This is a genomic window from Streptomyces sp. NPDC058691 (assembly GCF_042714775.1).
Lineage (GTDB): Bacteria > Actinomycetota > Actinomycetes > Streptomycetales > Streptomycetaceae > Actinacidiphila.
The window spans coordinates 1-20,085 of record NZ_JBHXSO010000091.1; the positions used below are offsets into that span (position 1 = coordinate 1).

The following is a 20,085-nucleotide window of genomic DNA, read 5'->3' on the forward strand; positions in this document are numbered from 1 at the left end:
GCCGTACACCCGCCGGGTCGCGTCACGGGTCGAGTGTGTCCTTGGTCTTCTCGACCACCTGCTTCGCGTCGCCCTTGGCCTGGTCGGCCTTGCCCTTCATCTTCAGCCGGTCATTGCCGGTGGCCTTGCCCGCGGTCTCCTCGACCTGGCCTTTTATCTTCTGACCGGTGTTCTTGGCCTTCTTCTCGGCGCCCATGGGGGTCTCCTTCCGAGGCGTCGGCAGCTTTGTCCTCGCCGTTCGCCTGCCCACCGGATTGAGAGGAAAACCCCCCATTCGTCCCGGAGAGATGCCGGCCCAGCAAACACGCCCCGAAAACCACGTACCCGACGCCGATCAGCCACGACTGGACGATCAGGACCGTGCCCACCGTGCCGTAGGACACCGCGTTCGTCACGATCAGCGGCGAGAACACCAGCGACGAGAAGATCCGCAGCCCCACCAGGCCCGCCACGGTGAGGATGGCCCCCGGCAGCAACGCCGACCAGCTGACCCGCCCGGCGAGCAGGAAGTGCTGCGCCCACCAGAAGAACAGCACGCCCAGCACGAGCGTCAGCGCCACCCGCACGAACGCGGCCGGCAGGCCCTCCTTGAGGACCGAGCCGCTCTGCGCCTCCGCGAACAGATACGCGGTCAACGCCGCCAGCCACACCGCACGGCGCCACAACTGGTGCCACGGCGCCGGCGGCAGCTCCCAGATCCGCAGGTATCCCACTTCCACGGCGGCCGCGAAGGACAGACCGAACAGCCCCAGCAGCACAAGGCTCAGCACGCTCGTACTGCTGAGCACCCTGCGCGGCGCGGCGAAGATCTTCCGCACCGCCTCCGACGGGGTCGGCGACAGGCCCATCCCGTCCACGATCCACTGCGCGAACCCGGCCTGCTGGAACGGTACGGCCGCCGCCACCACGATCAGCAGCGGGACCAGCGTCACCATGCCAAGCGCCGCGAACCCCATGGCCCGGTGCAGCAGTTCCAGCTCGCCGCCCTGGCGCATCACCCGGTGCCCGGTCGAACGGCGCCACGCCCGGAGCGGATGCCGCAGCGTCCACCACACCCCGGGTCGGGCCATCACACACCTCGGTGATCAGCGGAAGGCGGCGACGGCCGCGTGACGACGTACGGCCTCCACCGCGTCGGCCTGCTCACGGGCCCGCTCCAGCAGGCCCTTCAGCTGCGCTTCGTCCAGGTCCCGGTGCGGCGTGAGCGACAGCAGCGTACGCCAGAGCAGCGTCTTCCCCTCGATGCCGAGCCGTAGCGTCTCCAGTTCGATCATCGTGCTCAGCCCGGAGCGGCGCGTCACCCGCCCGTTGAGCTTCAGCAGGCGGCCCTTTTCCGCGAGCCATCCGGCGTACACCTTGTGACGCCGCGCGGGCACGCCCAGGGCGTCCATCAATTCAAGGAGGGCCTGCCGGTCCTCCGTGATCTCCTCGGCGACACGGCTGAGTTCGCCGCCGTACGGCGAAGAACGGTGGTGCTCGGCGAGGTGTCGCGCGAGATTCCGGCCCGCGGTCGAGCCCGCCAGATGGTCGTTCAGATAGATCCCGAGGACTTCCCGGCGCATGACGAGCCTCCCTCGTCCGGGTCCGCGCGAGGCGGACGTCGTCGTCGCCCCGGCGGGCTCCGCCCGCCCGACGAGCCTCCTGGGGAGCGGCTTTCCCCTCCGGCCCCGGACAAACCCGGCACCGGGTGGTCGCCCCTGAAGGCCACGAGAACCAGGGGGTGCGGCTATCCGCCGGTGCCGGGTTCGGTGAGCTCGCGCGTCAGCTCGCCGACCCGGGCCGACGCGGCGTCCGCCTGGCCGGCGGCGGCCTGGGCCGCCTTCTCGGCGTCCACGACCAGGCGGAGCGCCCGGTCGTGGTCGGCGGCGCCGAGTTGACGGCCCTCCTCCGCACGCCGCGCGGCTTCGGTGAGCTCGTCGAGCCGGGTCTGCGCGGCGTCCAGTGCCGTGCGGGCAGCCGCGAGGTCCGCTTCGCGGGCGAGCGCCTCGTTGTGGGCGCGCTCGGCGTGGCGGCGGGCCTCGTCCAGACTGCGGCGGCGCTTGGCCGCGTCGTGCGGCCGCGGCCGCAGAGGAATGACGGTGTCGTCCCCGGCCTCCGTCTCCGGCGCGGCGCCCCCTACGGCCTGCTGGAAGCCGACGGTGCCGCTGAGCGGCCGCACGAGGCGCCCGGTCGCCCAGGCCCGTGCGGCGTCGGAGTCGGCGAGGGCGGCGTGCAAGGTGCCGCGGACCTCGTCCAGCGCGGCGTCCGGCAGCGGCCGCCCGGCGTCGGCCGCGAGCCGGGCGGCCTGCTGGCCCAAGGCCTCGACGAGTGCCCGCTGCTGCCGCCCGAGCGCGCGCAACTGCGCGCCGTCGAGATCGCGATGGGCCCGCCGCAGGGCCTCGCCGAGGCCGAGCAGGGCCGCGACCTCGTCGGCGTGCTCGCGGACGAGCAGGTTCCCGGCCCACGCCGCCAGGGAGGGCCGGCGCAGTCCCGCGATGCGGGCGGCCAGGGCGCGGTCCCCGGAGCGGCGGGCGTTCCTGACGTGCTCGTCGCGGGCGGCGGTGAAGTCCTCCGGCGCCAGCGCGTACAGCTCATCCGCCACCGCGTCGAGGTCCGTCATGGCGACACGGTCGCACCGTCATCCGCCCGGCGCCACCCGTCCGCGCCAGCCGCCCGACTCGCTGCCGCGCTCCTCGATGTAGTCCTTGAAACGCCGCAGGTCGCCCCGTGTGCGCCGGTCGAGGACCCCGAGCGCGTCGGCGGCCTTCTCGGCGAGCCCGGAGGTCTCGACCTCCATGGCGAGGTTGACGCGCGTGTGCGTCCGGTCGAGTCGCTGGAACGTGACGACGCCGCGCTGCCTGACGTCGCCGGAGAGGGTGCGCCATGCCACGCGCTCGTCGGGGAGCTGGTCGACGATCTCCGTGTCGAATTCCCGGCGGGAGCCGGCGACATTCGTGACCCAGTGGTTGTGAAGGTCGTCGACCTGGGTCACCTGCTCCACGCCCTCCATGAATTGAGGGAATTCCTCGAATTGCGTCCACTGGTTGTACGCCGTGTGCAGCGGGACGTCGACGTCGACGAATTCGCTGATGGTGCCCATGTGGTTTCTCCTTTCAAGGAATCGTCGGTGGTTCGGCTGCCCGGAGGAGATGCGCCTAACCAATATCGGCCCGGGTCGTCACCCTCAGCGGGCCCCGTTGTCCTTGCCGCTGCCGCTGCCGCTGCTGCCGCTGCCGCTGCCGCTCTCCGGTGCGGTGGGCATGGGCGTCGCGCCCCCCGGTTCCGTTACGCCTGTCTGCGGCCGGCCCGAGAGCCCGTGCCCGTCGAGGCGCTGAGCCTGCGCGGTGGCCTGCACCGGGTCACGGTCGGCAGCGTCGAACTCGTCGGGCCCGTCCGCGGACGTCGCGGGTCGTACCGGCCAGGTCCTGGACGCGGTGCCGGAGGGGCCGAGCCGGAGCGCCGTCGTGGCGCTCACCGTCACCGACGTGCAGCGCGCCGGACGTGTCACGGCGTGGCCGCCCCACCGCCCTTCCCGTGCTCGGCGCGGAGCCGTTCGCGGCGTGCCCGGAGCATGCGGAGCACCGCGGGGCGGCCGGCGTGCTCGTCCTCAAAGCGCAGCAGCTCGTCCAGTTCCCCGGTACCGGGGAAGCCGTCCTGGTCCTCCGGCAGGTCCGGCGGCTCCGGCACCCGCCGGGCGGCGGCCCGGTCGCCGGCGCCCGGTGGCCTTTCACGACGCTTGGGCACCGTCATCACCTCCGCAGACATTCGGCACCGGTTCGGCTTCCCCGTCGCGGATGCCGGAAACAGGAGGTTCAGGAGGATTGCCGGTGATGCGGACCGCCCGGGGACGGACCGTGGAAAACCGGGCCGGATGTCGCGGACGACCATGGACCCTGTAGGTTCTTGCGTCGTGGAGGAGCTGGACCGGCAAATCGTGGAACTTCTCGTGGCCGACGGGCGCATGAGCTACACCGACCTGGGCAAGGCCACCGGCCTGTCCACCTCGGCCGTGCACCAGCGGGTCCGCCGCCTGGAGCAGCGCGGAGTGATCCGCGGGTACGCCGCGATCGTCGACCCCGAGGCGGTGGGCCTGTCGCTGACCGCCTTCATCTCGGTCAAGCCCTTCGATCCCAGCGCTCCGGACGACATCGCCGACCGGCTCGCCGAGGTCCCGGAGATCGAGGCGTGCCACAGCGTGGCCGGCGAGGAGAACTACATCCTCAAGGTCCGGGTGGCCACCCCGATCGAGCTGGAGCACCTGCTGGCGCGGATCCGCACCCTGGCCGGGGTCTCCACCCGGACCACGGTCGTGCTCTCCACCCCTTACGAGGCCCGGCCGCCACGCGTCTGAGCCCGCCCCACCCAAGCACTCCCACACCGCACCACCCCGCGAGGCGAAACCCAGTGCCGCACACCACGAACGAGCCGACCACCCCCCGTACCGTGCTGCTGCGCGGCGGCAACGTCTACAGCCCCGCCGACCCGTTCGCCACGGCCATGGTGGTCGACGGCGGCACGGTCGCCTGGCTCGGCTCCGAGGGCGCCGCGGACTCCTTCGCGGAAGGCGTCGACGAGGTGGTCGACCTCGCCGGCGCGCTGGTCACCCCGGCGTTCACCGACGCCCATGTGCACACCACGGCGACCGGCCTGGCGCTCACCGGCCTGGATCTCGCCGCGGCGGGCACGCTCAGCGAGGCACTGGACCGGGTGGGCGCCCACGCGCGGGCCCACCCGGGCGACCGCGTCCTGCTCGGCCACGGCTGGGACGAGTCCCGCTGGCCCGAGCGGCGCCCGCCGACCCGCGCCGAGCTCGACGCCGCGACGGGCGGCCGCCCCCTCTATCTGACCCGCGCGGACGTGCACTCCGCGGTCGTGACCACCGCCCTCCTGGCGCAGGTACCCGGCGTCGAGGCACTGGCCGGGCACGACGCCGCCGGGCCGCTCACCCGCGACGCGCACCACGCGGTGCGCCGCGCCGCGTACGCCGCCGTCACCCCCGGGCAGCGCGCCGCCGCCCAGCGTGCCGCGCTCGCGCACGCCGCCTCGCTCGGCATCGGCGCCCTCCACGAGTGCGCCGGGCCCGAGATCTCCTCCGAGGACGACCTGACCGCGCTGCTGCGCCTGGCCGCCGAAGAGCCGGGCCCGTACGTCCTCGGCTACTGGGCCGAGGCCGTCACCGGCCCGAAGGACCTGGAGCGCCTCCGCGACCTCGGCGCCATCGGCGCGGGCGGCGACCTCTTCGTGGACGGCTCCATCGGCTCGCGTACCGCGTGCCTCCACGCCCCGTACGCCGACGCCCCCGGTACCAGCGGCACCGGCTACCTCGACGCCGCCGCCGTCGCGGAGCACGTCGCGCTCTGCACCGCGGCGGGCGTGCAGGCCGGCTTCCACGCCATCGGCGACGCGGCGGTCGCCGCCGTGGCCGATGGCGTGCGCGAGGCCGCCCGGCGTACCGGTCTCGACCGGGTGCGCGCCCTGCGCCACCGGGTCGAGCACGCCGAGATGATGACCGGGGACACCGTCGCCGCCTTCGCCGAACTGGGGCTCGTCGCCTCCGTGCAGCCCGCCTTCGACGCGGCGTGGGGCGGCGAGGACGGTATGTACGCCCGGCGCCTCGGCGCGGACCGGGCCCGCACGCTGAACCCCTTCGCCGCGATGACCCGCGCCGGCGTGCCCCTGGCGCTCGGCTCCGACAGCCCCGTCACGCCGCTCGACCCCTGGGGGACGGTCCGCGCCGCCGCGTTCCACCGGACCCTGGACCACCGCATCTCCGCGCGGGGCGCCTTCAACGCCCACACGCGTGGCGGATGGCGTGCCGCCGGCCGTGACGACGCGGGCGTCCTCGTCCCGGGCGCGCCCGCCGACTACGTCGTCTGGCAGGCCGGTGACCTCGTCGTCCAGGCCCCCGACGACCGCGTCGCCAACTGGTCCACCGACCCCCGCTCCGGCACCCCCGGCCTGCCCGACCTCAGCCCGGACCTGCCCCTGCCCACCGCTCTGCGGACGGTCGTCGGAGGTCGGACCGTCTTCGCACGGCCGAACGAGTGACGCGACCCCGCGTGATGGGGCCGAACGGTTCTCCCTGAGCATGGCGTGGCACGGTCCGCGGCCCGCGCTTGACCTGCTGATTTGGTCAATCCGCGCAGGTCAAACGGCTGTTGACAGGCGACGGTCGGGGGCGAGTAGGTTCGGCCGGGTCCACCACCGGACGTCCGACCGGAGGCCTCCACGCGTCCGGCGACCGCCGCTGGGCCCCGGGGCGTCGTGCCGCATTGGCTCGCGCCACCGGAAGCCAGGTCCAGCGCCCGCGGTACGGAACGGGCTCGCCCGGCCGGCAGGTGTGACCGGGAGGGGCCCGGACGCCCAGTAGACAACGGCCTTGTCGCCGATCCGCAGCCAGCGGGTCCCAGGTCGGCCCGAAGGGCGTTCCGGGCCCCGAGCCCTCCCCTCCCCCTTCCCGCGTCCCGCCGCCCCCCCCGGCGGGGCCGGGACGCCGCCACGTCGGCGCGTCCTGCCGCTCTGTCACCGGCGCCGTTCTGCCGCCCGCTTTGCCTGCCCGGGGTCCGCGGGGGGCGTCATCCGGGGTACCGTCACTTCACACAGTGCCCACCTGCAGGAAGGCCGCGAACGTGCGACCGCGTTCCGATGCCGCGACGGCGACCGCCGAGCCGATGGCGACGACCGATCAGGCCCGCCCGGCGGCGGCCGCGGCCCCGGGGCGGCTGGTCCGCGTGCGACGGTCCGTGCGCCGCCACGCGCGGCGGTCGGCGATCGCGGCGGTGTGCGGCCTGGGGCTCGCGGCTGCCTTCCCGCCGTACGGACTGTGGCCGCTGTCGATCGCCGCGGTGGCGGGTCTGGCGCTGCTGACCCGGGGCCGCACCGGCCGTCAGGGGGCGTGGCTGGGGTTCGCCTTCGGCCTGCCGTTCTTCCTGTGGCTGCTGCTGTGGCTGCGGGTGATCGGCTACGACGCCGTCGTCGGCCTGTCGGTGATCGAGGCCGCCTTCGTCGCGCTGCTCGGCGCCGGCCTGGCCGTGACGTCACGGCTGAAGGCCTGGCCGCTGTGGGGCGCCTGCCTCTGGGTGGCCGAGGAACTGGCCCGGGACCGGCTGCCGTTCGGCGGTTTCCCGTGGGGGCGGCTGGCGTTCGCCAACACCTCCTCGCCGTTCACGCCCCTGGCAGCGCTCGGCGGGGCCCCGCTGGTGACCTTCGCCGTGGCGCTGTGCGGGTCCCTGCTCGCCGCGGTGGCCGTCGCCGCCTGGCGGCTGCGCACGGGCCCGGTCGTGTTCGGCCCCCGCCGCTTCCTGCCCGCGGCCGGCTCGGCCGTGGCGGCGGTCGCCGTGTTCGCGGCGGGCTGGGCGGTACCGGTGCCGACGAAGGCCGACGACAGCGTCCGCGTCGCCATCGTGCAGGGCAACGTCCAGCAGCCGGGCCTGCACTTCCTCGGCCGCCCGCTGAAGATCCTCAACAACCACGTCGAGGCGACGCTCAAACTCGCCGCGGACGTCAAGGCGGGGCGCACTCCCAAGCCCGATCTGGTGATCTGGCCGGAGAACTCCTCCGACATGGACCCGTTCGCCGACCCGCAGGCCTACGCGCTGATCACCAAGGCCGTCCAGGCCGTCGGCGTCCCCGTCCTCGTCGGCGCGCTGGTCGACGGCCCGGACGCCACCCACGTGCAGAACGAGGGCATCGTCTGGGACCCGGTGACCGGCCCAGGCGCCTCGTACACCAAGCAGCACCCCGTGCCGTTCGGCGAGTACGTGCCGTTCCGGCAGGAGCTGACGAAGGTCATCAAGCGCCTGGACCAGATCCCGCGCGACTTCTACCCCGGCAAGCACACCGGGGTGCTGCAGATCGGCCCGGCCCGGCTCGGTGACGTGATCTGCTTCGAGGTCGCCTACGACGGCATCGTGCACGACACCGTCGTCGCGGGCGCCCGCGCGCTGATCATCCAGACCAACAACGCGACCTACGGGCGTACCGGCCAGCCCGAGCAGCAGCTGGCCATGTCGCAGTTGCGGGCGGTGGAGCACGGCCGCGCCGTGGTCACGGCCGCCACGAGCGGCATCACCGCCGTGGTCGCCCCCGATGGCCGGATCGAGCAGCGGACGCGGGAGTTCACGCAGGACGTGCTGAGCGCCACGCTGCCGCTGCGGGACGATGTGACCGTGGCCGACCGCGTCGGCGAGGCTCCCGAATGGGTGCTCGCTATGGTGGGCCTCCTGTCCTGCGCCGCGGCGTTGGTGCTGGGCAGGCGAGGCAGCAAGGAAACGGAGGAGCAGCAGTGAGCGTTGGCGGTGGGGTCACCCGCGGTACGGCCCCGGGGAGCGCCTACGGGCCGCTCGGCACGGTTCTCGTGATCATTCCGACATACAACGAGGCCGACAACATCAAGCCGATCGTGAGCCGGGTCCGGGCGGCCGTGCCGGAGGCGCACGTCCTCGTCGCCGACGACAACAGCCCCGACGGCACGGGCAAGCTCGCGGACGAGCTGGCCGCCGTGGACGACCAGGTGCACGTGCTGCACCGCAAGGGCAAGGAAGGCCTAGGCGCCGCCTACCTCGCGGGCTTCCGCTGGGGCATCGACCAGGGCTACGGCGTCCTGGTCGAGATGGACGCCGACGGCTCCCATCAGCCCGAGGAACTGCCGCGGCTGCTGACCGCCCTCAAGGGCGCCGACGTCGTGCTCGGTTCGCGCTGGATCCCCGGTGGCCGGGTGGTCAACTGGCCCAAGTCCCGCGAGTATCTGTCCCGCGGCGGCAGCACCTACTCCCGCTTCCTGCTCGACGTGCCGCTGCGCGACGTCACCGGCGGCTACCGTGCCTTCCGCAAGGAGACGCTGCTCGGCCTCGGCATGGACGAGGTCGCCTCGCAGGGCTACTGCTTCCAGGTCGACCTGGCCTGGCGCGCGGTGAAGGCCGGCTTCCATGTCATCGAGGTGCCGATCACCTTCGTCGAGCGCGAGCGCGGCGACAGCAAGATGAGCCGGGACATCGTGGTGGAGGCCCTGTGGCGGGTCACCGCCTGGGGCGTGGGCGCACGCGTGCGGGGGTTCGCGAAGGCCCGGCGCAAAAGCTGACCGGGGGCCCTCGGGGGTCCGCCGGCGACCAGGCACAATGGGGCGTATGACGATCAGCACCCCGCCGCCGGCCGGGTCCGGTGGACCGCAGCAGCAGCGACAGCAGGCGCCCTCCCGCGGCCGGCGGCTGATCCCGCTGGCCGTGGCCGTCTACGCCCTGGTGGAGATCTGGCTGCTGATCCTCGTCGGCAGGGCGGCCGGCGGCTTCACCGTCCTGCTGCTGCTCGTCGCCGGCCTGGTCCTCGGCGGTCTTGCGGTACGCAGCGCGGGCCGCAGCGCCTGGCGCTCACTGAGCGAGGCGGTGCGCGCGGCGCAACCCGAGCAGACCACGGGCGCCACGGGCACCACTGACACCGCCACTGGCACCAAGAGTGCCGAGGACACCGGGGACCGCAAGGACGGCACTGCCGGCAAGGGCAAGGGCAAGGGGAAGGGCGGCGCGGGCGCGCTGCTGACCGGCGGGCTGCTGCTGATGGTGCCCGGCCTGATCTCGGACGTGGCCGGTCTCCTCTTCCTCTTCCCGCCCACCCGCTCGCTGCTGACCCGCCTCGGCGGGCGCGCGCTGGAGCGCCGGGTCGCCGCCCGGCCCCAGGAGCAGGGGTCGCTCGGCGACCTCCTCCGGCAGGCCCGTGACGCGGAGACGCAGATACGCATCCACCGCCCGGACGGCAAGGTCATCCAGGGCGAGGTGGTGGACCGGGAACCGGGCCAGGACAACGAAAACCCCGGGGCGCGGCACTGAGGCCACGTTCGCCCGGGGCGCACGTCGGACCGGGCCCGCCCCTCACGGGCCCGCTACCTTCTGTCAGGCGGTCTTGCGGTTGTCTCGCGGATGAACCGCGATGTTCATCGCGCCGGAGCGCAGAACGGCCAGCCGTTCGGCAAGGACTTCCTCCAGCTCCTCGACCGTACGCCGTTCCATGAGCATGTCCCAGTGCGTACGCGCGGGCTTGCTCGTCTTCTCCTCCGGGCTCTCTCCGTCGACCAGAAGTGCCACCTGGCCACAGGCCCGGCACTCCCACTCCGGCGGAATCTCGGCCTCCACCGAGAACGGCATCTCGAATCGATGGCCGTTCCGGCATGCGTACTCAACGGTCTGGCGAGGTGCCAGATCGATGCCGCGGTCGGTCTCGTAGCTCGTCGCCCCGAGTCGCGTGCCGCGGAGAGCTCGCTCACTCATGAATCGTGCCTCCCGGGCTGTGTCGCCCACAGGACAGGTGTCGCTGTCGTCGTCATCCGGTCAACGTCCGGTCGGCGGTGAAGATTCCCGTATCGGGAGGTGCGTCGCCCGTCGTGCCGCCCCTGTTTGTACCCATCGGCGCCCGTTTTGTCACATCTCACGAAAGATGTCACCCTGCGTTCTGATATCTTTAGCGCGCAGTAACGGTCCATCCGTCGAACCAACGGCGTACACTACCGCGTCGCACTCCGAGGGCCTAAATCGTCTCGGGGACCGGATTGCCCGCGGCCGCCACCGCCCGCCGCATCGGCACCCGCAGCAGCAGCACGAAGCCGATGACGAAGAAGACCACCAGCGAGATGATCGCGTCCCGGTAGCTGCCGCTGAGCTGGTACGTCAGCCCGAACAGCAGGGGCCCGAGCCAGCTCGTCCCGCGGTCGCTCACCTCGTACACCGAGTAGTACTCGGCCTCCTTGCCGCGCGGTACGAGGTGGGAGAAGAGCGACCGCGACAGCGCCTGGCTGCCGCCCAGCACCATGCCGATGGCCGCCGCCAGGAGGAAGAAGCCCACCGGCCGGCCGGCAGGCAGGAAGAAACCGGCCGCGAGGGTGATCGTCCAGGCCACCAGCGAGCCCAGCACGGTGCGGTGCGTCCCGTACCGCGCGGCGAGCCGGCCGAGCAGCAGGGCGCCGAAGACGGCCAGCACCTGCACGAGCAGGATCGCGCCGATCAGCGTCGTCTGGTCCAGGTCCAGTTCCTCCGAACCGTAGACGGAGGCCTGGGAGATCACGGTCTGGATGCCGTCGTTGTAGATGAGGTACGCCAGCAGGAAGCCCAGCGTGAGCGGGTAGCGGCGCATGTCGCGGACGGTGTCGGCGAGCTGGCGCCAGCCCTGGCGCAGCGCCCCGGAACCGGCCCCGGACCCGGGCCGTGCGGCGGCCACCGCGTTCACCCGGTCGCGCAGCCGCAGCATCGGCACGATCGTGAAGCCCGCCCACCACAGTCCGGCCGACGCGAGGCAGATCCGCACGGCCGTGCCCTTGGTGATGCCGACCGCGTCGTGGCCGAGGAAGAGCGCGAGGTTGGCGACGAGCATCAGCGCGCCGGCGGCGTAGCCGAACGCCCAGCCGCGCGAGGACACCGCGTCGCGCTCCTGGGGCTCGGCGATCTGCGGCAGGAACGCGTTGTAGAGGACGACCGAGGCCGCGAAGGCGACGTTGGCGACGATCAGCAGCCCGCCGCCCAGGAGATAGCGGTCTCCGCCGACGAAGAACATCGCGGTGGTCGCGGCGGCCCCGGTCCAGGCGAAGACCCCCATGAGCGCCTTCTTGCGGCCGGTGCGGTCCGCGATCGCCCCGGCCAGCGGCATCACCAGCACCGACAGCAATACGGAGGCGGAGATGACGTACGCGAAGTAGGCGCCGGCGCGCACCGGTATCCCGAGCGGGCGGACGTAGCCGTCGGGGTCCGCGGCGGCCTCGGCGATGTCGGTGAGGTAGGGGCCCAGGAAGACCGTGATGACGCTTGTGGAGAAGACCGAGTTGGCCCAGTCGTAGAAGTACCAGCCGCGCTGCTCGCGCCGCCGTTCGCCCGCGGCCGCCACGGCGCCGCCGCCCGCCGTCGTGTCCCGCGCCTCGTCCGTGCTCACCAGTTGTGCCCGCCGTTCCGTGTCCGTGCGCCGTGCCGATGTGATCGGCATGATGCCATCCGCGGGGCGGCGAGTGAGAGCCAGAACACATGACTGCCCCCGGGGCGCCGCTGTGGCGACCCGGGGGCAGGGCGGTATGCCGGTATCGCGGAGGTCCGCGACGGTCAGGCCTTACCGCCGTTGGCACGGCGGCGGCGCAGCACCCAGAAGGTGGCACCGGCACCCGTGGCCAGCAGCGAGGCACCGAGGATGGTCTCGGGGGTGTTCATGCCGATCGAACCGCCGAGACCGGTGTTCGGGGCGCCGATCGGGCCGCCACCACCGATACCTCCGCCGCCGATACCGCCACCGCCGATGCCGCCACCGATGCCGCCACCGCGACCGCCGCCCCAGCAGCCGCCGCGACCGCCGCCGTAGCCGCCTTCGCCACCACGGCCGCCGAAGTCACCGCGGTCGTCGCCGCGGCCGCCCTCGCCGCCACGCCCGAAGCCGCCGTCGTCCATGTTGCGGCCGTCGGCCAGGTCCGTGCCCGCGCCGTCGTTGAAGCCCTGGCCCTGGCTGCCGGTGTTGTTGAAGCCGGCGCCCGCGCCGCCGCCGTTGAGGACGGGGCCGCCGTTGCCGTTGTCGCCCCGGCCGCCGCCGTTGTCCCCGCGACCGCCGTCGTCGCCCCGGCCGCCGCCGTTGTCCCCACGGCCGCCGTCGTCGCCGCGACCGCCGCCGTAACCGCCTTCGCCACCACGGCCGCCTTCACCGCCGCGGCCGTAGCCGCCCCGGCCGCCGCCCCACCACGAGTCGCAGTTGTCGCCGTAACGGCCGCGGCCGTGTCCGTAACCGCCGTGCCCGCCGTGGCCGTAGTCCCGGTCGCCGTGCTCCCGGCCGCGGTCGTCGCCGTGGTCGCCGCGGCCGCCGCGGTCGTCCCCGCGGTCGTCCCCGCGGTCGTCCCCGCGACCCTCACCGCGGTCGTCGCCCCGGCCGTCGGCGTTGCCGGTGCGGCTCCCGGTGCTGGTTCCGGCGCTGGTTCCGGTGCCGGTGTCGGTGCCGCTCGCCGCGGCGTCGACGGCGCGGACGGTCAGCTGCACGACGCTCGGGCCGGTGTCCTGGCCGGTCGGCTCGGTGCAGTCGACGGTGACGTTGTACGTGCCCGGGGGCGTGGCCGCCGGGACGGTGAAGCTGGCGCCGCCGCCCGTCGAGCTGACCGCCACGGTGGGGCGTTCGGGAATGCTGGTGGTGATGACGGTGTCGCGAACGCAGTTGGCGACCGTGACCGTGACGAGGTCACCGGGGGAGACCCGGTAGCTCGAGAGCCCGACGCCAGGGGCCGCGATAGCGCTTGTTGGCAGGACGACAGCGGCTACGGTCATCGCCGCCCCGGCCATGATGCGTGAAGCACGCATGAGGTGAACCTCCTTGCGGACGGGGCAGGTGGGACTGGCTTCCCGTGACACGAACTGCGACCGCGTCCTTGCTCCCATGGCACGAGCGCCGGGATACGGCCGCACCTTGGAACGGCCTTCCGCGTTGCTCCGGACGGGGCATCAGGACTGTCGGCCGTTCAGGGTCGCCGCAGGTCAGCGACATATCCGAAGCCGCGTCAGAAAAATGTGAAGAGATCGTCAAACGGGTGACTTCACGTCAGAGGATCTTGGGCCGTCAAGGGGCCGACCGGCTGACTGCCGACGGACCGTCAGGAATGCCGGCGGATGGACTTTTGCTACGAGGTGTCAGAAACGGGCACCCACCGCGATGGAGAGAGTCCGCGCGTACAGCCGCGCACCCTCGGGGCGCGGGTGGATGCCGTCCCCCCACAGCAACTGCGGGTGCCGCGCGATCACGGCCCGCCACGGGATCAGCACGGTCCCGGGGTGGTCGCGCACACCCTCCCTCAGCGCGTTGTTCACCCGGGACTCCCAGGAGCGGGGTGCCTGGACGTCCACGAAGGCGACCCGCCGTCCGGGGCCGGCGATCCGCACCACCCGGTCCAGGGTCTCCCGGTCGACGTCCCCGTTCGTCCCGAGCCCGACGACCACCACGCGGCGCAGCCGCCCGGCGTCCCGTAGCCGCTCCAAAACCTGTGGCGCGGAGCTCATCTGACGGCCCACCACGGCGTCGACGGCGATCCCGGGCAGCGATTCCTGCAGCGCGTCGGCCGAGGCCAGCATCACCGAGTCGCCCACCGCCGTGATGTCGGCGCCGGTCACGTCGGGTACGCCGCTCGGTTCGTCGTCCGGGAACTCCTCCCGCTGCGCCGGACGCAGTGCGTGGAGCGGTTCGGCGGGCCGTGCCGTGGGCGACGCGGGGGCGGGGCCCGCCGCGACCACGCGCTCGCCCGAGGCGATCTGCGACTGCAGGCCGCCGCCGGACGGCGCCCTCAGCACCCCGACGTACGCAACGCACGCCGCCGCGACACCCGCGGCCGCCGCTCCCAGCACCAGCCGGGGACGGGCACCCCATGCCCGCCGCAGGAACGTGCTGCACAACTCGGCGTACCCGCGCACGCCGAGCCGCAGCAGGGGTTCCTCCAGGACGCGGTACGACGCCGCCGCCAGGGCCACCGGCAGCGTGAGCGCGGCACACCGCGCGAAGGGTGAACCCAGCGCCTCCGGGGCGGCGTTGACCAGGCAGGCGAGGACCGGCCAGTGCCACAGGTAGATTCCGTACGAGCGGCGCCCGGTCCAGGCCAGCGGCCGCCACGCGAGCACCCGGGCGACCCTCCCCGGCCCGCCCGCCGCCACCGTGAGCGCGGCCGCCGCGAGGCACACCGGCACCAGGCCGCCCCGGTACACGAAGGCCGAGGTCCCCGACACCAGCAACGCCGCCGCGGCCAGTACGGCCAGCCCTGCCGCGCCCAGCCCGTCGATGGCCCGCACGTATCCGGCCCGGCGCATCGTCCCGGCCCGCGACAGCGGGAGCACGAGCGCGACCGCGGCGCCGAGCAGCAGTCCGCCGCCGTGGGTGTCCGTGCCGTAGTACACCCGGGAGGGGTCGGTACCCGGTACGTAGAGCACCGCCATGGCCGTGAAGGACGCGGCGGCCGGGACCGCGACGATCGCCGCCTGCGCCCACTGCCGGCGGACGACCGCCATCAGCGCCCACAGCAGCAGCGGCCACGCCACGTAGAACTGCTCCTCCACCGCCAGCGACCACAGATGCCGCAGCGGCGGTTCGGCGCCGAACTGCGCGAAGTACATGTCGTGCCGCCCGAGCTGCCACCAGTTGCTGCGGTAGGTCAGCGCGGCCGCCACCGCGCCGCGCAGATCGTGCCGCCCGTCCCCGCCGACCAGCGTCGCCGCGCACGCGGTGACCGGGAGGACCAGCCACAGCACGGGCAGCAGCCGCAGTGCGCGGCGCCGCCAGAAGGCGACGAGCCGCAGACGCCCGCCCCGCCAGTGGTCGGCGGCGAGCAGACTGGTGATCAGGTAGCCGGAGAGGACGAAGAAGAGGTCCACGCCGAGGAAGCCGCCCGGCAGCCACGGAGCGTGCACGTGGTACACGACGACCGCTGTCACGGCCAGCGCGCGCAGACCGTCGAGACCCTGTGCGCGCGGGTGCTGAGTGTTCATCAGGCCACGGTCGGCACCCCGGGGCCGCTCCGCATCCCGGCGGCGCCCGATTGCACCCGCTGCCTCACCCGCTCTACCCGATCGGGTGAGGTGCGGATTGCCCCGTTCGCGCTCCTCCGAATGCGGTCCGCGCCCACCCGTCCTACGGTCGTGTATGACGGGCCGTCATGTGCCGTCACGCACCTGGCTGCCGGAGCTGAAGGACTGTGATGCATCACTATCCTGGGGAGCACACCACTCCCGTGCCGTGGTACGGACATCCCGATGCCTGGTACGGGCAACCCGACCCCTGGTTCGGCCAGCCGCTCGCCGGCACCTGGGAGGACGAGGCGCCGCGTCCGCCCGCGCGCCCGCGTCCGGCCCCGCAGCCGCCGTCCCGCGCCGCGCGCCGGCGCGGCAAGCCGGAGCCCGCGCCGCGCCCCCGGCAGAAGGCGAAGGCCGGCCGCCCGTCCGAACCCGCGCCGAAGCCGCGCGCCGCGAGCGCGCCCGCCGCCAAGGCTTCCCGGGACGCCAAGGCCCCCCGGGACGACATAGCGCGGCCGGCGCCGAAGGCCCGTCCGGCCGCCAAGGGCCGCCCCGCGACCCCGAGCGCCCACGCCGTCACGCCGAAGGCCCCCGCCGAACAGGGAAAACCGCCACGCACCACCGCCCGCGCGACCGGGACCCGGCGCCCGCAGGCCGGTGCCGCCGCCCGGCCCGCCGTACGCCGTCAGCAGCAGCCGCCGCCGCTGCGGTTGACGCGGCGCGGGCGGCGGGTCGCCGGGGTGGCGGTGGGCGCGGTCGTGGTGAGCGGGCTCGTGCTGACCTTCGACGGCTTCCTGGGTTCGGGCGGGCCGCCCCAGCCCTCCGCGGCCGCCGCCCTGGCCGGCAGCGGCAGTGCCGCGGCCTCCGGGATCAAGGCGCCGCCTCCGCTGCCGCCGGCCCAGCCGACACGCGTGCGGATCCCCTCGATCGGCGTGGACGCCCCGCTCATGAACGTGGGCCTGGACAAGGACGGCGTCATCGAGACGCCGCCGCCGGAGGAGAAGAACGAGGCCGCCTGGTACAAGGACTCGGTGAGTCCCGGGGCGCGCGGCGCCTCGGTCATCGTGGGCCACGTCGACAACATGAGCGGCCCCGCCGTCTTCTACAGCCTCGGCGCGCTGAAGAAGGGGTCGACCATCGAGGTCGCCCGGGACGACGGCACCACCGCGGTCTTCACCATCTTCGGCATCGAGGTCTTCAACAGGACCGGTTTCCCGGCCCACCGGGTCTACGGCGACACGAAGGATCCCGAACTGCGCGTCATCACCTGCGGTGGCACGTACAGCAGCGCCAGCGGCTACTCCGGCAACGTCGTGGTCTTCGCCCGGATGTCGAAGACCAAGACGGCAGCCGATGAGAAGGCCGAAAAAGCAGAGAAAGCAGAGAAAGCGGAGAAGGCCGGCAAGGCGGCCGGGGCCGACAAGGGTGACAAGGCGGGCACGGCGAGTCCGGCCGTCACCCCCGGCAAGGAGGAGAAGACGGAGCCGAGGTGACGGGGCGTCAGGCGTTCGGGTGTCAGTTCCAGACGCCGCGTTCGGTGAACACCGAGCGCAGCATCTCCAGCCGGTCGGTCATGATGGCGTCCACACCGAGGTCCAGCAGGGCGTGCACCCGGCGCTCGTCGTTCACCGTCCACACGTGCACCTGGAGGCCCAGACGGTGGGCGGTCCGCAGGAACGCGGCGTCGACCACGCGGATGCCGTTCGCCCGCTCGGGCACCTGCACGCAGACCGCGCCGCGCCCGGCCACCTTGTCGAGCAGGAGGCGCTCGGCGACCCGGCCGCCGACCGACAGCAGGCGAAGCTCCGCCACCCCGCGGGTGCCGAGCGAACTGGCCATGCGCGGCCCGCCCAGCGCGCGGGCCCTGACCAGCCGTGCCTCGGAGAAGGAGCCCACGCACACCCGGTCCCAGGCGTCCGCGCGGCGGATCGCCGCGATGAGCGGGGCCACGGCCTCGTCCACCTTGGCGTCGACGTTCCAGCGGGCCTCGGGGAAGGCGTCGAGCAGGTCCTCGAAGAGCGGTACCGGCTCCTTGCCCGCCACCCGCGCCTTGCTGACCTGGTCCCAGGTCAGCTGGGCGATCCGCCCGCGCGTGTCGGTGACACGGTCCAGCGAGCTGTCGTGGAAGGCCACCAGCACCCCGTCGGACGTGAGGTGGACGTCCGTCTCCAGGTAGCGGTAGCCGCCGTCGACGGCGGTCCGGAAGGCGGCCATGGTGTTCTCCAGGCCGTCGGCGTCACCGCCTCGGTGGGCGAAGGCGAGCGGTGCCGGGCTGTCGAGGTACGGGTGGCGTATCGCGGTCACTCGTGCAGTATCGCCTGTGCCGGGGCCGGCTCCGCCACCGGCCGTCCCCCTCGGGTCACGACTTCCGGCCCCTGCCCCGCCGCGGCCCGCGGGAACGCGAAGACGCGCAGGAAGAACTGGGCCAGCGGCCCGATCGACAGCGCGTACAGCACGGTGCCGACGCCCACGCTGCCGCCCAGGACGAAGCCCACCGCCAGCACCGTCACCTCGATCCCGGTGCGCACCAGCCGGATCGAGCGCCCGGTGCGCCGGTGCAGTCCGGTCATCAGGCCGTCGCGCGGTCCCGGCCCGTACCCGGCCGTGATGTACAGCCCGGTCGCGACGCCGCCCAGCACGATGCCGGCCACCAGGAGCGGGATGCGCACACCGAGGGAGTGCGGCTGGGGGAGCAGGCTCAGCGCGGCGTCCATCGACAGGCCGACGACGAAGACATTGGAGACGGTGCCCAGGCCCGGCCGCTGCCGCAGCGGCCACCACAGCAGCAGGACGAGGGCCCCCACGGCAACCGACACCAGGCCGATGCTGACGCCGGTGTGCTTCGAGATGCCCTGGTGCAGCACGTCCCAGGGGTCGAGTCCGAGCGCGGCGCGCACCTGGAGGGCGGCGCTCGCGCCGTACAGGGTCAGTCCCGCGTAAAGGTGCGCCAGCCTGCGGGCGGTGCGTGCGCTGGTGTGTGATTGGCCCTTCACAGGACCCCCCTCCGGCCGTTATGACGCTGTACGGGACACTGTGTGGCATGGTCGTGGTGAGAATCCATGGCCAATGTGCGGAAGGTGGACCGGTAACCATGTCGCAGTGGACCGCAAACGTGGGTGTCACCCATCTCGCTCGGCTGCTCGAACCCAGGCCGCAGCGCTCCGCGGGACGCCGCGTCCCGGCGTACCGGGGCCTGGCCGACGGCATCCGGGTGCTGGTCCTGGAGGGCCGCGTCCCCGTGGCCGCCCGGCTCCCCGCAGAACGCGAACTGGCCCTCGCCCTCGCCGTCAGCCGGACCACGGTCGCCGCCGCCTACGAGGCGCTGCGCGCCGAGGGCTTCGCGCGCTCCCGGCGCGGCGCCGGCACCTGGACCGCGGTCCCCGAAGGGCACGCCCTGCCCACGCGCGGTCTGGAGCCGCTGCCCCCGGACGCCGCCGGCTCCGTCATCGACCTCGGCTGCGCCGCACTGCCCGCGCCCGAGCCGTGGCTGTCCCGCGCGGTCGGCGGCGCGCTGGCGGACCTGCCCTCCTACTCCGCCACCCACGGCGACTTCCCCGCCGGGCTGCCCGTCCTGCGCGAGGCCATCGCCGAGCGCTACACCGCGCGCGGCATCCCCACCCTCCCCGAGCAGATCATGGTCACCACCGGTGCCATGGGGGCCATCGCCGCCGCCGTCCGGCGCCTGGTCGCGCCCGGCGAACGGGTGGCCGTCGAGTCCCCCAGCTACGCCAACGTGCTGGAACTGCTGCGGGAGAGCGGCTCCCGGCTGGTCCCGGTCGCGCTGCGCGAAGGGCTGGCCGGGTGGGACCTCGACCACTGGAAGCGCGTGCTGCGTGACGCGGCGCCGCGCATGGCCTACGTCATGCCCGACTTCCACAATCCGACCGGCACGCTCGTCCCCGACGAACAGCGCCGCGCCCTGGTCGAGGCCGCCCGCGCGGCCGGGACCGTACTCGTCGCCGACGAGACGATGGCCGAGCTGACCCTGGACGCCGGCGGCGGACCCGCGCCCCGCCCGCTGGCCGCCTTCGACCGCGGCGGCACCGTCGTCACCGTCGGCTCGGCCAGCAAGGCGATCTGGGCGGGCCTGCGCATCGGCTGGGTCCGCGCCACCCCGGACGTCGTGCGGCGGCTGGTCAGCGCCCGCGCCTACCTCGACCTCGGCTCGCCCGTCGTCGACCAGCTCGCGGTCGCCTGGCTGCTGCGTAACGACGTCTGGGACGACGCGGTCGCCGCCCGGCGCGAGCGGGCCCGCTCCCACCGCGACGACCTGGTCGCCGCCCTGCGCGACCGGCTGCCCGAGTGGGAGTTCGCCGTGCCCTCCGGCGGGATGACCATGTGGGTGCGCACCGCCGAGGTCTCCGGCTCCCGCCTCGCCGTGGCGGGCGAGCGGCTGGGCGTCCGCGTCCCGTCCGGTCCGCGCTTCGGCATCGACGGGGCCTTCGAGTCCTACATCCGGCTGCCCTTCACCGTCGGCGGCGGCGTGGCCCGCGAGGCCGTCGAGCGGCTCGCCGCGGCCGCGCAGGCCGTCCGCGAGGGCGGCGGCGCGGAAGCCGAGGGCACGGGCCTGTTCGTGGCGTGAGAGGGTCCCCGGAGCCCGCGGGTTCCGGGGACC

The 20,085-nt window shown here is 73.7% G+C and carries 19 protein-coding genes and 1 pseudogene; 7 read left to right on the forward strand and 13 right to left on the reverse strand.

The window, feature by feature from the left end; all coding sequences use genetic code 11:
- Positions 1–22: 22 nt before the first annotated feature.
- The 7 genes from ACFWVC_RS36230 to ACFWVC_RS36260 form a co-directional block, all read right to left on the reverse strand.
- The gene (locus ACFWVC_RS36230; RefSeq protein WP_384297700.1) at positions 23–157 is read right to left on the reverse strand and encodes a CsbD family protein; all 135 of its coding nucleotides are present in this window, start codon (positions 155–157) and stop codon (positions 23–25) included.
- Positions 111–1,055, reverse strand: coding sequence for a ribonuclease BN (locus ACFWVC_RS36235; protein ID WP_384297636.1), 945 nt, complete (start codon positions 1,053–1,055; stop codon positions 111–113). Before ACFWVC_RS36235 ends, ACFWVC_RS36230 begins: the two co-directional genes overlap by 47 nt.
- Before the next feature lie 30 nt (positions 1,056–1,085).
- Positions 1,086–1,562, reverse strand: a complete 477-nt coding sequence (locus ACFWVC_RS36240) for a hypothetical protein (RefSeq protein WP_384297638.1) — start codon at positions 1,560–1,562, stop codon at positions 1,086–1,088.
- Between the two features lie 164 nt (positions 1,563–1,726).
- Entirely contained in the window at positions 1,727–2,599 is an 873-nt protein-coding gene (locus ACFWVC_RS36245; protein ID WP_384297640.1) for a hypothetical protein, read from the reverse strand.
- An 18-nt stretch (positions 2,600–2,617) separates the two neighbouring features.
- Complete coding sequence (locus tag ACFWVC_RS36250) at positions 2,618–3,079, reverse strand: SRPBCC family protein (RefSeq protein ID WP_384297643.1); 462 nt, start codon at positions 3,077–3,079, stop codon at positions 2,618–2,620.
- Between the two features lie 84 nt (positions 3,080–3,163).
- Positions 3,164–3,454: a hypothetical protein gene (locus ACFWVC_RS36255; protein WP_384297647.1), complete on the reverse strand. Its 291-nt coding sequence runs from the start codon at positions 3,452–3,454 to the stop codon at positions 3,164–3,166.
- Between the two features lie 29 nt (positions 3,455–3,483).
- Entirely contained in the window at positions 3,484–3,723 is a 240-nt protein-coding gene (locus ACFWVC_RS36260) for a hypothetical protein (RefSeq protein WP_384297651.1), read from the reverse strand.
- A 166-nt stretch (positions 3,724–3,889) separates the two neighbouring features.
- Between ACFWVC_RS36260 and ACFWVC_RS36265 the strand changes: the two genes are divergently transcribed.
- From ACFWVC_RS36265 to ACFWVC_RS36285, 5 genes are all read left to right on the forward strand, one after another.
- Positions 3,890–4,330 (forward strand): Lrp/AsnC family transcriptional regulator, encoded by a 441-nt coding sequence (locus tag ACFWVC_RS36265; RefSeq protein WP_384297657.1) that lies wholly within the window; start codon positions 3,890–3,892, stop codon positions 4,328–4,330.
- 146 nt (positions 4,331–4,476) lie between these two features.
- On the forward strand, positions 4,477–6,027 hold the full coding sequence (locus ACFWVC_RS36270; RefSeq protein WP_384297705.1) for an amidohydrolase: 1,551 nt from the start codon (positions 4,477–4,479) through the stop codon (positions 6,025–6,027).
- 581 nt (positions 6,028–6,608) lie between these two features.
- Positions 6,609–8,267 carry an apolipoprotein N-acyltransferase gene (gene lnt, locus ACFWVC_RS36275; RefSeq protein WP_384297662.1) on the forward strand — a complete coding sequence of 553 codons (1,659 nt, stop codon included), beginning with the start codon at positions 6,609–6,611 and terminating at the stop codon, positions 8,265–8,267.
- Complete coding sequence (locus tag ACFWVC_RS36280) at positions 8,264–9,058, forward strand: polyprenol monophosphomannose synthase (RefSeq protein WP_384297664.1); 795 nt, start codon at positions 8,264–8,266, stop codon at positions 9,056–9,058. The genes lnt and ACFWVC_RS36280 overlap by 4 nt, the downstream gene beginning before the upstream one ends.
- A gap of 46 nt (positions 9,059–9,104) precedes the next feature.
- Positions 9,105–9,800, forward strand: a complete 696-nt coding sequence (locus ACFWVC_RS36285; RefSeq protein ID WP_384297667.1) for an FxsA family protein — start codon at positions 9,105–9,107, stop codon at positions 9,798–9,800.
- Positions 9,801–9,863: 63 nt separating this feature from the next.
- Here the strand turns inward: ACFWVC_RS36285 and ACFWVC_RS36290 are convergent, their stop codons facing one another.
- From ACFWVC_RS36290 to ACFWVC_RS36305, 4 genes are all read right to left on the reverse strand, one after another.
- Positions 9,864–10,238, reverse strand: a complete 375-nt coding sequence (locus ACFWVC_RS36290; protein WP_319658303.1) for an RNA polymerase-binding protein RbpA — start codon at positions 10,236–10,238, stop codon at positions 9,864–9,866.
- A gap of 256 nt (positions 10,239–10,494) precedes the next feature.
- Positions 10,495–11,886, reverse strand: a complete 1,392-nt coding sequence (locus ACFWVC_RS36295; RefSeq protein WP_384297712.1) for an MFS transporter — start codon at positions 11,884–11,886, stop codon at positions 10,495–10,497.
- A gap of 164 nt (positions 11,887–12,050) precedes the next feature.
- Positions 12,051–13,280, reverse strand: coding sequence for a hypothetical protein (locus tag ACFWVC_RS36300; RefSeq protein WP_384297670.1), 1,230 nt, complete (start codon positions 13,278–13,280; stop codon positions 12,051–12,053).
- A 327-nt stretch (positions 13,281–13,607) separates the two neighbouring features.
- A complete protein-coding gene (locus tag ACFWVC_RS36305) occupies positions 13,608–15,446 on the reverse strand; it encodes an acyltransferase family protein (protein WP_384297673.1) in 1,839 nt (612 codons plus the stop codon).
- Between the two features lie 728 nt (positions 15,447–16,174).
- Here ACFWVC_RS36305 and ACFWVC_RS36310 point away from each other — a divergent pair.
- Positions 16,175–16,813: pseudogene (locus ACFWVC_RS36310) on the forward strand (class F sortase); the annotation flags it as partial.
- 172 nt (positions 16,814–16,985) lie between these two features.
- Here ACFWVC_RS36310 and ACFWVC_RS36315 read toward each other — a convergent pair.
- On the reverse strand, positions 16,986–17,774 hold the full coding sequence (locus ACFWVC_RS36315; RefSeq protein ID WP_384297680.1) for a glycerophosphodiester phosphodiesterase: 789 nt from the start codon (positions 17,772–17,774) through the stop codon (positions 16,986–16,988).
- Positions 17,771–18,463, reverse strand: a complete 693-nt coding sequence (locus tag ACFWVC_RS36320; RefSeq protein ID WP_384297687.1) for a YitT family protein — start codon at positions 18,461–18,463, stop codon at positions 17,771–17,773. Before ACFWVC_RS36320 ends, ACFWVC_RS36315 begins: the two co-directional genes overlap by 4 nt.
- 98 nt (positions 18,464–18,561) lie before the next feature.
- Between ACFWVC_RS36320 and ACFWVC_RS36325 the strand changes: the two genes are divergently transcribed.
- Positions 18,562–20,052, forward strand: coding sequence for a PLP-dependent aminotransferase family protein (locus ACFWVC_RS36325; RefSeq protein WP_384297694.1), 1,491 nt, complete (start codon positions 18,562–18,564; stop codon positions 20,050–20,052).
- Positions 20,053–20,085: the final 33 nt, after the last annotated feature.

Coding starts and splice junctions, on each gene's coding strand:
- ACFWVC_RS36240 (WP_384297638.1), bottom strand. CDS start 1,562: ATGCGCCGGGAAGTCCTCGGGATCTATCTGAACGACCATCTGGCGGGC.
- ACFWVC_RS36245 (WP_384297640.1), bottom strand. CDS start 2,599: ATGACGGACCTCGACGCGGTGGCGGATGAGCTGTACGCGCTGGCGCCG.
- ACFWVC_RS36250 (WP_384297643.1), bottom strand. CDS start 3,079: ATGGGCACCATCAGCGAATTCGTCGACGTCGACGTCCCGCTGCACACG.
- ACFWVC_RS36270 (WP_384297705.1), top strand. CDS start 4,477: ATGGTGGTCGACGGCGGCACGGTCGCCTGGCTCGGCTCCGAGGGCGCC.
- ACFWVC_RS36285 (WP_384297667.1), top strand. CDS start 9,105: ATGACGATCAGCACCCCGCCGCCGGCCGGGTCCGGTGGACCGCAGCAG.
- ACFWVC_RS36290 (WP_319658303.1), bottom strand. CDS start 10,238: ATGAGTGAGCGAGCTCTCCGCGGCACGCGACTCGGGGCGACGAGCTAC.
- ACFWVC_RS36300 (WP_384297670.1), bottom strand. CDS start 13,280: ATGCGTGCTTCACGCATCATGGCCGGGGCGGCGATGACCGTAGCCGCT.
- ACFWVC_RS36305 (WP_384297673.1), bottom strand. CDS start 15,446: ATGAACACTCAGCACCCGCGCGCACAGGGTCTCGACGGTCTGCGCGCG.
- ACFWVC_RS36325 (WP_384297694.1), top strand. CDS start 18,562: ATGTCGCAGTGGACCGCAAACGTGGGTGTCACCCATCTCGCTCGGCTG.